This window comes from Ignicoccus sp., from assembly GCF_056435145.1.
In genome coordinates, this window is record NZ_JBWNMZ010000002.1 from 1 (window position 1) to 12,103 (window position 12,103).

12 protein-coding genes are annotated in these 12,103 nt (G+C 56.3%); 6 read left to right on the forward strand and 6 right to left on the reverse strand.

Features of this window, described 5'->3' with window-relative positions:
- The first annotated feature begins 238 nt into the window (after positions 1 to 238).
- Both thsB and AC1HCZ_RS00760 read left to right on the forward strand, forming a co-directional pair.
- Entirely contained in the window at positions 239 to 1,864 is a 1,626-nt protein-coding gene (thsB, locus tag AC1HCZ_RS00755; protein WP_479461639.1) for a thermosome subunit beta, read from the forward strand.
- Positions 1,865 to 2,503: 639 nt separating this feature from the next.
- Positions 2,504 to 3,607 (forward strand): NAD(P)/FAD-dependent oxidoreductase, encoded by a 1,104-nt coding sequence (locus AC1HCZ_RS00760; RefSeq protein WP_479461640.1) that lies wholly within the window; start codon positions 2,504 to 2,506, stop codon positions 3,605 to 3,607.
- A gap of 4 nt (positions 3,608 to 3,611) precedes the next feature.
- Here the strand turns inward: AC1HCZ_RS00760 and AC1HCZ_RS00765 are convergent, their stop codons facing one another.
- Complete coding sequence (locus AC1HCZ_RS00765) at positions 3,612 to 4,742, reverse strand: PUA domain-containing protein (protein ID WP_479461641.1); 1,131 nt, start codon at positions 4,740 to 4,742, stop codon at positions 3,612 to 3,614.
- 78 nt (positions 4,743 to 4,820) lie between these two features.
- On the opposite strand from AC1HCZ_RS00765, the gene AC1HCZ_RS00770 reads away from it, so the two are divergent.
- Positions 4,821 to 5,792, forward strand: coding sequence for a hypothetical protein (locus tag AC1HCZ_RS00770; protein ID WP_479461642.1), 972 nt, complete (start codon positions 4,821 to 4,823; stop codon positions 5,790 to 5,792).
- On the opposite strand, the gene purF is transcribed toward AC1HCZ_RS00770, so the two are convergent.
- Genes purF through AC1HCZ_RS00790 form a run of 4 tightly spaced genes read right to left on the reverse strand, consistent with a single transcriptional unit; the run spans position 5,780 to position 8,742 of the window.
- Positions 5,780 to 7,069, reverse strand: coding sequence for an amidophosphoribosyltransferase (gene purF, locus AC1HCZ_RS00775; RefSeq protein ID WP_479461684.1), 1,290 nt, complete (start codon positions 7,067 to 7,069; stop codon positions 5,780 to 5,782). The two genes, AC1HCZ_RS00770 and purF, sit on opposite strands and share 13 nt — an antisense overlap.
- Positions 7,070 to 7,113: 44 nt before the next feature.
- Positions 7,114 to 7,659, reverse strand: a complete 546-nt coding sequence (locus AC1HCZ_RS00780; protein ID WP_479461643.1) for a YfcE family phosphodiesterase — start codon at positions 7,657 to 7,659, stop codon at positions 7,114 to 7,116.
- Positions 7,619 to 8,425 (reverse strand): THUMP domain-containing protein, encoded by an 807-nt coding sequence (locus AC1HCZ_RS00785; RefSeq protein ID WP_479461644.1) that lies wholly within the window; start codon positions 8,423 to 8,425, stop codon positions 7,619 to 7,621. Before AC1HCZ_RS00785 ends, AC1HCZ_RS00780 begins: the two co-directional genes overlap by 41 nt.
- A complete protein-coding gene (locus tag AC1HCZ_RS00790) occupies positions 8,386 to 8,742 on the reverse strand; it encodes a transcriptional regulator (RefSeq protein WP_479461645.1) in 357 nt (118 codons plus the stop codon). The genes AC1HCZ_RS00785 and AC1HCZ_RS00790 overlap by 40 nt, the downstream gene beginning before the upstream one ends.
- Positions 8,743 to 8,821: 79 nt before the next feature.
- Between AC1HCZ_RS00790 and pdo the strand changes: the two genes are divergently transcribed.
- Complete coding sequence (gene pdo, locus AC1HCZ_RS00795; RefSeq protein ID WP_479461646.1) at positions 8,822 to 9,532, forward strand: protein disulfide oxidoreductase; 711 nt, start codon at positions 8,822 to 8,824, stop codon at positions 9,530 to 9,532.
- Positions 9,533 to 9,575: 43 nt separating this feature from the next.
- On the opposite strand, the gene AC1HCZ_RS00800 is transcribed toward pdo, so the two are convergent.
- Positions 9,576 to 10,253: a 50S ribosomal protein L15e gene (locus tag AC1HCZ_RS00800; protein WP_479461685.1), complete on the reverse strand. Its 678-nt coding sequence runs from the start codon at positions 10,251 to 10,253 to the stop codon at positions 9,576 to 9,578.
- Between the two features lie 70 nt (positions 10,254 to 10,323).
- Here AC1HCZ_RS00800 and AC1HCZ_RS00805 point away from each other — a divergent pair, with 70 nt between their 5' ends.
- A complete protein-coding gene (locus AC1HCZ_RS00805; RefSeq protein WP_479461647.1) occupies positions 10,324 to 10,782 on the forward strand; it encodes a zinc ribbon domain-containing protein in 459 nt (152 codons plus the stop codon).
- A complete protein-coding gene (locus AC1HCZ_RS00810) occupies positions 10,745 to 12,100 on the forward strand; it encodes a TldD/PmbA family protein (protein ID WP_479461648.1) in 1,356 nt (451 codons plus the stop codon). The genes AC1HCZ_RS00805 and AC1HCZ_RS00810 overlap by 38 nt, the downstream gene beginning before the upstream one ends.
- Positions 12,101 to 12,103 lie beyond the last annotated feature (3 nt).

A 12,103-nucleotide genomic window follows, 5' to 3' on the forward strand; every position in this document is an offset into this window, starting at 1 on the left:
TGCCCTTACCCCCAAGGCCTTGGGCGTTCCCATGAAAAGATATAAGGGGGTTGAGAAATGAGAATAGTAATGGTACGGTTCCGAATATAGCGTGTTCCCACGGGCTCAATGAGGAAAATGGAAATGAGGAGTGAGAAAAAGTTGATGATGAGTTATACTAGGTACTTACAGAAGCATGCGCGTTAGGGAAAAACTTATATAGAACCGGTCCCACCACACCCCACGGTGGGTGAGCGCGATGGCGGTCAGACCTATCGAGAGCATGGGCGTTCCGGTAGTGATACTCAAGGAAGGCGCCACTAGGACCTACGGCAAGGAAGCCCTGAGGACCAACATGATGGCAGCCAGGGCTGTCGCCGAGGTGCTTAGGACTACTTTCGGGCCCAAGGGTATGGACAAGATGCTGGTCGACAGCTTGGGAGACGTTACCATAACTAACGACGGAGCAACCATACTCGACAAGATGGACTTACAACATCCCGCCGCCAAGTTGTTGGTCCAGATAGCCAAGGGTCAGGACGAAGAGGTTGGTGACGGCACCAAGAGGGCTGTAATCTTTGCTGGCGAGCTCTTGAAACAAGCAGAGGAGTTGTTGGAGAAGGACGTCCACCCGACTATAATCATACAGGGTTACAAGAAGGCCTTGGAGAAGGCGCTCGAGAAGATTGAGAAGGTCGCAGAACCCATCAACCCAGAAGACAAGGAGAAGCTCAAGAAGATAGCCCTCACCAGCCTGGCCAGTAAGGGCGTGCAAGAGGCCAGGGACTTGTTCGCCGAGATTGCGGTCGAGGCGGTTAACACAATCAAGGAGAAGAGGGGCGACAAGTGGTACGTCGATCTGGACTACGTCCAAATAGTCAAGAAGCATGGCGGAAGCTTGAAAGACACCAAGCTGATCAAGGGAGTAGTCCTCGACAAGGAGGTAGTCCACCCCAACATGCCTAAGAGGGTGGAGAACGCCAAGATCGCTGTACTGGACACTCCGCTGGAACTCGAGAAGCCCGAGCTCGACGCGGAAATAAGGATAAGCAGTCCCGAACAACTGAAGGTCTTGTTGGAGGAGAAGGAGGAGATACTAAGGAAGAAGGTAGATAAGCTTAAGGAGATCGGGGCCAACGTAGTAATAACTCAGAAGGGTATAGACGAGGTCGCCCAGTACTACCTAGCGAAGGCCGGCATAATGGCCGTCAGGAGGGTGAAGAGGAGCGACTTGGAGAAGGTGGCCAGAGCGACTGGAGCCAAAATAATCAGTAACATAGAGGACATAACTCCCGACGACCTCGGAGAGGCCAAGTTGGTCGAGGAGAGGAAAGTCGGCGACGATAAGATGGTCTTCATAGAAGGGGCCAAGAACCCAAGGGCTGTGAGCGTGCTGATTAGGGGAGGCTTCGAGAGGATAGTAGACGAGGCCGAGAGGAGCTTGAGGGACGCCCTCAGCGCGGTGGCCGACGCTGTGAGGGCCGGCAAGATCGTGGGTGCGGGAGGCGCCCCTGAGGTAGAGCTCGCGCTGGCTTTGAGGGACTACGCGAGGGAGGTGGGCGGCAAGGAGCAGCTCGCCGTAGAGGCCTTCGCGAAAGCCCTCGAGGGCATCGTCATGGCGCTCGTGGAGAACGCCGGTTACGACCCAGTTGAGAAACTGATGCAGCTGAGGGCTGCACACGCTAAGGAAGGCTGCAAGCACTGCGGCGTGGACGCGTACACCGGCGAGATAACCGACATGTTGAAGAAGGGTGCCTTCGAGGCGGTTGCAATACCCGCCAACGCTATCAAGAGCGGCACGGAGGCAGCTACCTTGATACTGAGGATTGACGACATAGTAATCGCTGGTAAGAAGGAAGAGGAAAGTAAGGGCGGGGAGAAGTAAACCCCGTTAGGTTTTTTCCGACCCTTCTCCTCTGGGACGCTCTCTGAGCAAACTCGTCTCGATCAGAGATTTTCCGTGCCTTCAGTACAATTTGTTCGCTCAGGGGCGCGAATGTCCCACTCCGCAGCGCCCTAGTGAGCGTACCTCACGAGGCCATTAAAGGAGCTCAAGTTCGTTCAGATTTTTCGAGGGGTTGGGGACGCTGCCGCAAGTTCGCCGTCCCGTAATCAATCCCCCTTCGTAAGGGAAGAGGTCGGCCTTCTTAATCTCGAAGGCCCCACCAATTTTAGTTCTTACCCACACATGTCCTTCGCTATTTGGAAGAAGGTCTCTAGAATGTGCGCCACAAGCCCCACTCTACAGTATGGGAAAGGAGGATTTTAGCCCACGACGTGCTGGAACCGTTCAGATTCCTTGCAGAGAACCCATTCAAGACGAAAATCACAAAGGGACGGGAAATCTCCTCATGAAGTTCGAGGACCTCGTCAAGGAAGCCGGGGCGGAGGGTGTTCGAACTCCTTATGGAACTCATGGTGTTATTCTATTCAGATCATTCATCTAACTTGCCGATCAGTTATGGGAAGGTTTAACGTTCTATCTTATAGTTACTCCGCGCGGGCTTCCCTAACGGTGAAGTAAGTGGCTAAAGTAGTCATCTTGGGCGGCGGCGTTGCTGGCCTCACCGTGGCTCACACCTTGGCCGAAAAGGGCGTCGAGAGTACCGTTGTCAGCTTACACGACTACTACATAAGCGGTCCCAGCAGGCCGCTGCTCTTGAGCGGCGAACAAAGCGTAGACCGCATCACTAGGGGGTACAACTTCCTCCCCAAGGAGATCAAGGTGACCTACGGCAGGGTCGAGGAGGTAGACTTCGCAAACCGCAAGGTCAAGCTAGCCAACAAGAGAGAGCTGGAGTACGACTACTTAGTGGTCGCCCTCGGCCTCAGGTACGCCTACGACGCCATCAAGATCGAGGACCACGTGTTCAACGTATATGACTTGGGCAAGGTATTTGACTTGAAGCACCTAGTATGGAACGTCACCGAGGGTACCATAGTGGTGAACGCCCCCAAACAGCCCTACCGCTGTGCCCCTGCCCCCGGCGAGACCGTCATGACCATAGACATGATACTGAGGCATAGGGGAGTCAGAGACAAAGTAAAGTTGGTCTTTGTGGACGGTAACGAGAAGCCCCAACCCCCAGTGATAGCGGACGTGTGGCTCAAGCTATTCGAGGAAGCCGGGATAGAATACTACCTAAACAAGCAGATAACAGAGGTAACCAAGGAGGGAGTCGTGTTGGACGACGGTACCCAGATAAAGGCTGACTACAAGGTCGTGCTGCCGCCCAACAAGCCCGTATTGTTCGACAGCTGGTTGGAGGTCAGGGGGCCTAAGGACCTGAGGTTGAAGGACTACGACGACGTCTTTGCAGTTGGTGACATAGCTAAGCTCCCGTTCCCCAAGAACGCAGAAGTGGCAACTCAGAGCGCGCTGAACGCCGCTACCAAGCTAATGGAGGAGTTGGGCGTCGGAGGGGGTAACTACGTAGACTACAAGTTCTCTGGCTGGGCTTATGCCGGCAACTTGAAGGGCGAGCTGAAGACCTTGAGCGTACAGTTCAGCCTGGACTTCAGCGAGGGCAAGCCCAAAGGGAGCAAGGACCCAGAGCCGAAAGAGGAGTACACAAAGAGGAAGGACTCGTGGGAGCAAGCGATGCTCAAGAAGCTGTTCGGTTACTGACCTCTCACTTTTTCTTAAGTATGGCAATAAAGAAGCCGGGTTCCCCGTGGACGCACGGGCTCACCTTAACTGGCGTCCTCCCCCAAGGCGTTTCCCTCTCCACTACCTCGAACCCCAAGCTCTCGGCGAACTCTACGATCAGCTCGTTCTCGGTCTTGGTTAGAGTACACGTGGAGTATAGCATTAGTCCGCCCTTCTTCAACAACTTGTAAGCTACTTTGACGAACTGCTTTTGATATTCGAACGCGTTAATCATATCTTCGTCCTTCTTAACGTCCCATACCTTGGGTATCACACCTATGGCCGTACACGGTGGGTCCACAATTACTCTGTCCGCCTTCCCAACTAAGTGGGGGAAGTCCAGATCTAGGTACCTCGAGTCGGCCCTCATCACTTCGAAGGAATGACCGAGCCTCCGCATCTCTTCAACCATCTTGCTTATCCTTTTCTTAGATATGTCGAAGGCAATTACTTTCCCCTTGCCCTCCAACAGCTCGTAAGAGTGAAACGCCTTGCCTCCAGGGGCTGCGTTCATGTCTATCACCAGCCCCTCCGGCTCTAAGGCCCTAACCGCGGCCACTGCCGGAGCGCTTTGGGGGTAGATCAGCCCCCTCTCGAAGGACTTCAGTTCCCTGAACTTAGGAGCCTTGAACTTGGTCACGGTCGTTTCCACAACCTTTCCTCTGGCGGGGGCTTTGCCCTCGAAGAGGGCCCTCCCGAACCCGACGGGCTCTAAAGTTTTTTCCGCTAAGACGGTCACCGCCCTCCCGACCTTGACCCCTTTGGCCTCCATAAGACCAGGCGCGTAGAGGTCTGCCCCCATCAAAACGCTCTCAGCAGCCCTCTTGTCAGCTATCACTACAGCGTCGACCAGGGGCACTTCGAAAGGGCCTTCCACCGGTACGCATACCAGCTCCTCGTAGGGGTAAGGGGTCTCCGGCTTGTAGCCGGCCCTTTCGAGCTCCTCCAAGACCTCTTCCGGACTTCCCTTCAGCAAGTTTACCCTCGCACAGAGCCTCCTCCCCGGCGTCCGGAGCGCCCGGAACAGCTCGACGAGGTAGAACTGCTCTCCCAGTTCCTCCAAGATCCGCTTGCCGTAGGAGAACCTCCCGTCGGCCGGGTAAGCTGTCCTCACTCCCTCAGTCCGGGAGTAATTCCCCATCCGGGAGCTTCTAAAGCCTCGCGGGCTCGAGGCCTTTACGAGGTAAAAAGGATGGCTTACGTTGAGGCCGTGAGCAGCGACGAGGTTAAAGGATGGGTTGAAACGGTAACGTCGCTGGGTCCGGAAGAAATAAGGGGCGGGGTGAGGGAGAGGGCCGAGGTCCCACTAAGCTTTACCTTGCCTGACGGTGTAAAACCGAAGAAGATGTTCTTAGACATCACAGTCAGCGGAGTGGCCGATAAGTGGAGGGTGTTTCTGGGAGAGTTTTCAGTAACTAAGGTGTTCAAACCAGTTATGCAGAAGGAGTACAAGGGAGAGCTCCTCTCCAAGTTCGTCTTCGACGTGACCCCCATATCCCACATAGTTATGAAAAACTCGACGTTGAGGGTAATTAACGAGAGCAACTCCGCGCTGAAGCTGCTGCAGAGCAGCCTCTTCGTCTTCTACGAGTACCCGGAGCTCGGGGAACTGAGGTACAGCTATTATGTAGCTCTTGAACCCCACAAGAGCTTCTGGGGGCAGCTGGACCCGCAGAGGAACGGTTACTTTTATGGCGTCTTCCGGGCCCGCCCCAAGGCGGAGGTCAAGCTAAAGGTAGGCGAGTGCCTCAGCCGGTTCGTGGTAGAAGACCTAAGCGAGGTCGCCTCGGAGTGCGAGAGGGCTAAGTCGTACTACGTCGAGGCCTCGGAAGACGTGGTTCCGTTGAGCTTCTTGGTAGGCTCTTATGTGCTCAAGTTACCCAAGATAAGGATAGAGGAAGCCAAGTACTCCGACGGAGAAGTCCTCTTAAAGGTTAGGAACCTCGGCGACGACGCCGACGACGTCGTAGTCCTCGTCTACGTCCCCGGCAAGCCCTTGGCTAGGACTTCCTTGGGCAAGTTCCCTTCGGGGGAGGAGAGGGAGGTGAGTTTGAGGGTAGAGGCGGGCAAAGGCATCACTGGGGCAATAGCGAGGGTGATATGGGTCAAGGGCAAGATGAGCGAGATGGCGGCGGAAAAGTTCGTGTCCTTTCAAGCCTTGTGAGCCCTCAGCATGCTTTCCACCTCTTCCTCGGACACGGGGAAGGGATAGACGCCGGTGAAGCACGCCACGCACAGCTCCTCAAGGCCTATGGCCCTCTTCAAGCCCTCTACGCTCAAGTAGCCTACGCTGTCTGCGCCCCACAGCTCGCTCAACTCCTCCTCGCTCCTCTCAGCGGCCACTAACTCCTCCCTAGAGGGAAAGTCTATCCCCATGTAACACGGGGCCCTCACGGGGGGAGAGGCTATTCTGATGTGTACCTCCTTAGCCCCCTTCTCCTTTAAAATTTTTACTATCCTCTTCATGGTAGTTCCCCTTACTATGCTGTCGTCCACTACCACTACTCTCTTCCCCTCGACCACGTCTTTAACAACGCCGTACTTCTTCATAGCTATCATTTCTCTCAAGCCAGGGGGCATTATGAAGCTCCTCCCCAAGTACCTGTTCTTCACGAGGCCCTCGTCCAAGGGGATGCCGGAACTCCTTGAGTACCCTATCGCCGCACTCCTCCCAGAGTCGGGAACGGGCAAGACCACGTCCGCCTCGGCCGGCTTCTCCTCTGCTAGGATGCTCCCCATCCTAACTCTGGACACGTGGATGTTAATACCGTTGAAGTAGCTCTCCGGCCTCTGGAAGTAGACGTACTCGAAGGCGCAGTAGGCCTTCCTCCTGTCATAACTTATCTTGGTTTCCTTGGTAGGGACCCCTTCTTCCAACACGACCAACTTATTTGGCTCCATTTCATTCCACGTCATGCCTATGTCCTCCAGAGCGGCCGTCTCGGAAGCCACGTGGGGCCACCGGTAGGCCAGCGGCCTGAAGCCCCACGGGTCTTTCGCGACCAAGACCCTCCCGTCGCCGGTCAAAGCCACCAGGCTGTAGCTCCCCTTCGCTCTTTCGAGGACCCTCCGAGTAGCCTCGAGCACCTCCAAGCCTTTAGTCTTCTCGTTTATGATTGCCTTAACTAAAGCTTCCGCGTCCCACCGCGAACTCGGTTCGAGGAACTTGAAGTTCACTATGTTGCCATTGAACGCAAGCGCGAACTTCTTCGTGACGACAGGTTGGACCCTAGCGTATCCGCCAGAGGTGGAGTACCTGACGTGACCTATGGCCGGTCCCTTGTGAGGGGCCTCCTTTATCGCGCTCCTTACGAGCCCCATCCCGCCGGAGAACTTGACCTCCCCGCCCTCTACCCAAGCCACGCCCGCGCTCTCTTGTCCCCTGTGTTGAAGGCTTTCTAGGAGCACGTAGACCTCGTCGGCCCAAGGGGCCGCGGCCACACCACACAATACATTTATACCCTCTTTGGGGCCGCGCGCACAAATTATATCTTTAAAGTATAGGAGTTCTTCCTCAGCTCCCCGCCTTTGAGAGCGTAGAGGTCTACCTCCAGCCTCCCTCTCGAGGGCCTAACTATCATAAAGGTGGGGTCGCCCCCTAAGCTGCTCCCGCCCAACGTGCCGGTTATGGAGCCGGGGTTTAGGTGGAGGACGCCCTTGTGTTCCTTGATCAACGGCTTGTGCAAGTGACCGTGTACTATCACATTTGCCCCTTTGGACTGTGCCATCGCGCTCAGAGCGTCCAAGTTACCGCGCGGCCTCACTTGGTGGCCGTGGACCAGCAACGCCCGGGCGCCGTCGAGCTCCACTAGGACCTCCTCCGGTAACGGCAAGTAGTCCATGTTCCCCTTGACGACCTTAACTTCGTCTCCCAAACCCTTCAACCACTCCAAGACCTCAGGCCCCGTCAAGTCTCCGGCATAGAGGACCAAGTCGAAAGGTGCCTCGGAGGACAAGAACTCCCTTATCTCCCTCGACACTTCCCTTTCCCTATCCGGGATGTGGGCATCCGAAGCGATCAAAACCTTCAAGGCCCTCACCCCCTAACATGAGCTTAATTTTGGACAAGCTGTTCCGAGGGACGCACGGCTCCCCCGGGAAGAGGTCCTTTCCGGCCACGGGCGGGGGAACGCGCTTAATAATAAGGGGGTCCGGGAGCGCCTCGGCGAGCCTCTCCAGTCCCGGGTAGGGCTCGTGAGGAAAGACCCTCGCTCCCCTTCGGGCCAACAGCGCCGAGACCAAGAGCCCCTTGATGGGGTCCCGGTAGCTGACCCCCACGTTGCCCTCCACGCCGTACGGCAACCCTCCAACCCCCTCTCTTACGTCCTTCGAAGTGTACACGTAAACTCTCTCCCTTATTTCTATGAAGACTACAGTCCTCGGCCTCTTCAAGTTCACCGGTAAGCCCAGCGCCCCGCCGACCTTGGCCGCCAGCTCGACGCTGGTCAGAGGGTAGCGCTTGTCCCCTCTCTTGACCCTCACCGCCACCGGGGGCTCCGCCCTCACGACCTTCGCTATGGCCTCCGCCAGCTCGTCTGGGGGAGCCTTCTCCAGGGCGAAGGCGCGGACCACGTGGTGAACTCCGGGCACCCTAGCCACTTCCGGGCTGAAGGCTCCTTCAACGACCAGCCTTCCGAATTCGTAAGAAAGCTTTACGTTCAGCCCCCTCCTCTCGTGCCAGCGCCGTACGGAGGAGGCCAACGCCCTTTCCATAAAACCCCTCTTCTTCCCCTTAAGGGCGATCTCGGAGTAGGCTATTAGAAGGACGGTATCGGGAGGCATGACGCCTTCTGCCACTTACGCATAAGGGTCCTACAGGTCTTACACATTAGGTAGTTCAAGTCTTCCGGGGCCGCCTTGTCCTCTGCAATAAGTTTGGCCATTAACTTTACCAGCTTGGAAACCTCGGGATCGTTGAGTATTTCATTAACCTTGTCCCACTTGCTCCTCTTGTCTTTGAGGTAGTTGCTGACGGTAGAAGCAGTCGTCCCTATCTTTTTCGCTATTACGTAGTTACTCAAGTTGTAATGCTTACTCAAGTAATATACTACGGCCGCCCTTATCGAGGGTAACACCTCGCTGGCGGCCACCTCGCAGTGAGGACGCAACAACATGCTCCAGTTCCCATTATCAGCATACCAAACACATCACTTCTTAAAATCACTCCTTTGCGCTTCGAGCGGTGATATTTGGATGTCGTTCGGTATGGAGTGGACCCCAGAGGCCCGAGCCGGGCTCAGGGAAGCATTGGCTGACATGAAAGGCCCGGTGGAAGCACTCGTATTTGTCGAGGAGGGCTGCGAGCCGTGTGAGGCGACCGTGGAGATGATGCAAGTAATGAAGGAGGAGAGCCCTAAGGCAAACGGGAGGCCCTACTTCGACTATAAGGTCTTCTGGAGGGGAAAGGATGACGAAGCTTTTGACAAGTACAAGGTTGACAGAGTACCCTCGGTCTTGTTGCTGGACGGTTACATCCGCTACACGGGCATCCCTGCCGGAGAGGAGGTGAAGGGCTTCGTAGAGACCGTAATAAGGATCTCTGAGGGCGAGAGCGGTTTGGACGAAGAGACCAAGGAGGGGTTGAAGAGGCTCAAAGGCTGCTATTACATAGAGAACGTAGTTACCCCTCAGTGTCCCTACTGTCCGTACGCGGCCTTGTTGATCAACATGTTCGCGTTCGAGGCTAAGAAGCAAGGTAACCCGTGCGTGCTCGCAGACACCGTGGAGGCTTACGAAAACGAGGACATAGCTGATAAATACAACGTGATGAGCGTTCCTGCAATAGCTATAAACGGGAACGTGGAGTTCGTGGGAGTGCCGTACGAGGACGACCTCCTCGCCAAGCTGGTCGAGGCCGACCCCAAGGGGCCTTGCGAAGACGAGGTTTGCTTCGTCAGGCCCTAAAAACGGTGGAGTTGTGATTTTTTTTTAGCGTGGCACCTCGTCCTTACTGAGTCCCCTTGTGGTAGTCCGGCTTCTCTCTGACGTCAAGCTCTAGAGGCCTCGCCTTCCCGGAGGCCTCGTGCCTCTTGCGCAGCTTCCTCTCCTTCTCTTTCTTCTTCCACTTATAATTGTGGGTGCCTCTGAGCCCCCTGCTCTTGTGGAGGCCCCTAACCTTCCTCCCGGCGCTGGTCTTACCCCTGAACACCCTCCCTCTGTGCTGCTTCTCACATATCCACTTGAGCTCGGGGTCGCTGCAGACGGCCGGGTGGTGAGGGTCTACCAGTATCACTTCGTACCATTCGTACTCGCCGTCCTCGCCCACCCAGTACGAGTTCAACACCTCCAAGCCTGGGTACTTTCTCGCGGCCCTCTCCTCCGCGATGAGTCTAGAGCTCTTCGCTGGGGCGTAGCCGTAAACGCCCATCCTCTTGGGCCTCCTGCCCTTGTTCGGTCTGGGCCTGTTGAGACCTCCTTTCCTAACCCTTACCCTCACCACCACTACGCCTTGCTTAGCCTTGTAGCCCAGAGCCCTAGCCCTGTCCAGCCTGGTGGGTTTTTCTATTCTGACTACCGCCGGCTCTCTCCTCCACTTTATGATTCTCTGCTTCATCAGCTCTCCGTGATCGCCGTCGAACGGCCTCTTCCACTGCTCTCTCAGAAAGTGGTACAAGCCCCTAGCCATACTTCTTGCCCCTTGCGTCCTCATGGGGCAGTTTAAAACGCCTAACAACGCCTGACACATTTATTCCCAAATGTGGAACGCGAGGGGGAGACAAGTCTTGACAACGAAGATGACGCTGGGGCTGTACGACGGAGGCCCCTTCTACATACTGCTCACCAACCCCAACGCCCTCGAAGCGAACGTCAAGGTGTATTTGAAGGAAAATCCATCAATAATGAAAGAGTTTAAGATGAAACCCCGAGAGCACGTCATGATAGATCTCTCTTCTGAGAACATGTTTAAGGGGAAAATAGGCACAGTTATTGTCGAGGCCGACGTCGGGTTAATAATAGACTGGGGGGAGCACTTGTGCCCCAAGTGCAAGAGGGCCACCTTGGAACTGAAGCCTAAGAGGGTAGATGAGGACGGCGGCTTCGTGGTCGTCTACGAGTGGGTGTGTAAGAAGTGTGGCTACAGGGAGACCGAGGGGAAGCTGGTAGCGGTGAGAAAGGATGGTGGAGTGGAGCTCACCTTCCAACCTTCCAAGTGAGGGCGAGTCCGCAGAGCTCGCCAAGAAGGTGCTGGAACTGGGGTGGAAAAAGGGGGTATATGTGGAGGTAAACATCATAGGCTTCTCCAAGACTTCCGTGGTGGCTTCTGGGGAGGAACACAAGGTAGTTCAAGGCGATTCTTGGATGGCCGGCGTGAGGGTGGAGGGCTCCGGCCTGGCCCACGCCACATCGCCGGACCGTTTGGTCGAGGCGTTCGAGAGGGCCTATAAGGCCTACAAGGCGTTGGGCCCCTCCAAGCTCTACGAGCTGGACCCATTAGTGGATAGGGTCAGCCAGAGGCTAGAGCGTCCCCCTTGGGACGTCGACTTGGAGACCAAGGTGAGGGACGTCTTGGACGCTTTTGAAGAGGCTAAGGGAAAAGTGGTGGTGGCTTACAGGGAGGCTTATGGCTACAAGCTCTACGCTTCCTCGGACGGGAGGGAGATCATCCAGAGGCTTTCCTATACCCTCCACGCGGCGAACGCGACCTTGGTTGAAGGGGGCAACAGGGGGAACGGCTATTGGAGCGTGGCCTCCAGGAGAGGCTACACCACCGACCCCCGGACGGCAGTGAGGGAGGCCGTTAGGAAGGCGGAGCTGCAGCTGAGGGGTAAGGGAGTGGAGCCGGGACTCTGGGAGGTCGCCCTAGAACCCCCGGCGATAGGAGTTATGGTCCATGAGGCGTTGGGCCACATGTCAGAGGCCGACCACGTGGCTTCTGGCTCCCCGCTCAAGAAGGGAGAGGTAATCGGGCCGGAGTTCTTGAACGTCAGCGACTCCCCTTCGCCGGAGGGAGAGTGGGGCTCCATATTCTACGACGACGAGGGCGTCAAACCCAAGAAGGTAGAGATCGTCAAGGAAGGAAGGGTCAACGGGTTCCTAACCGACCGCAAACACGCGGCCGCGTTGGGGCTCGAGCCCACAGGGAACGGGAGGCAAGAGGACCCTTCCAAGCCTCCAATACCTAGGATGAGAATAACTTATGTCGAGCCGGGCGACTGGGCTAGGGAGGAGGTACTAGAGGAGCTCAAGAGGGGGGTACTCGTCGTCGACACCTCCGGGGGCAACGCGGAGCTAGACGGAACCTTCTTCTTCATGAGCCAAGAGGCGTGGTACGTGGAGAACGGAGAGCCGAAGTACCCGCTCAAGCCCTTAGGGATCGTCGGTAACGTACTTGAAATGTTGAAGGAAGTAAAGGCTGTGGGCGACGAGCTGGAATTTCGGCCCGGGACTTGCGGCAAGTGGGGACAGTCGGTCCCGGTCAGCGTGGGAGGCCCCCTCACCTTAACCTCCCTCCGCCTCTCCCCGCCCGCGTGAGAG

Bases quoted from the DNA above. Each gene is read 5' to 3' on its own strand.
- thsB (WP_479461639.1), top strand. From the start codon at position 239: ATGGCGGTCAGACCTATCGAGAGCATGGGCGTTCCGGTAGTGATACTC.
- AC1HCZ_RS00770 (WP_479461642.1), top strand. From the start codon at position 4,821: ATGGCTTACGTTGAGGCCGTGAGCAGCGACGAGGTTAAAGGATGGGTT.
- AC1HCZ_RS00790 (WP_479461645.1), bottom strand. From the start codon at position 8,742: ATGTTGTTGCGTCCTCACTGCGAGGTGGCCGCCAGCGAGGTGTTACCC.
- pdo (WP_479461646.1), top strand. From the start codon at position 8,822: ATGTCGTTCGGTATGGAGTGGACCCCAGAGGCCCGAGCCGGGCTCAGG.
- AC1HCZ_RS00800 (WP_479461685.1), bottom strand. From the start codon at position 10,253: ATGGCTAGGGGCTTGTACCACTTTCTGAGAGAGCAGTGGAAGAGGCCG.
- AC1HCZ_RS00805 (WP_479461647.1), top strand. From the start codon at position 10,324: ATGTGGAACGCGAGGGGGAGACAAGTCTTGACAACGAAGATGACGCTG.
- AC1HCZ_RS00810 (WP_479461648.1), top strand. From the start codon at position 10,745: ATGGTGGAGTGGAGCTCACCTTCCAACCTTCCAAGTGAGGGCGAGTCC.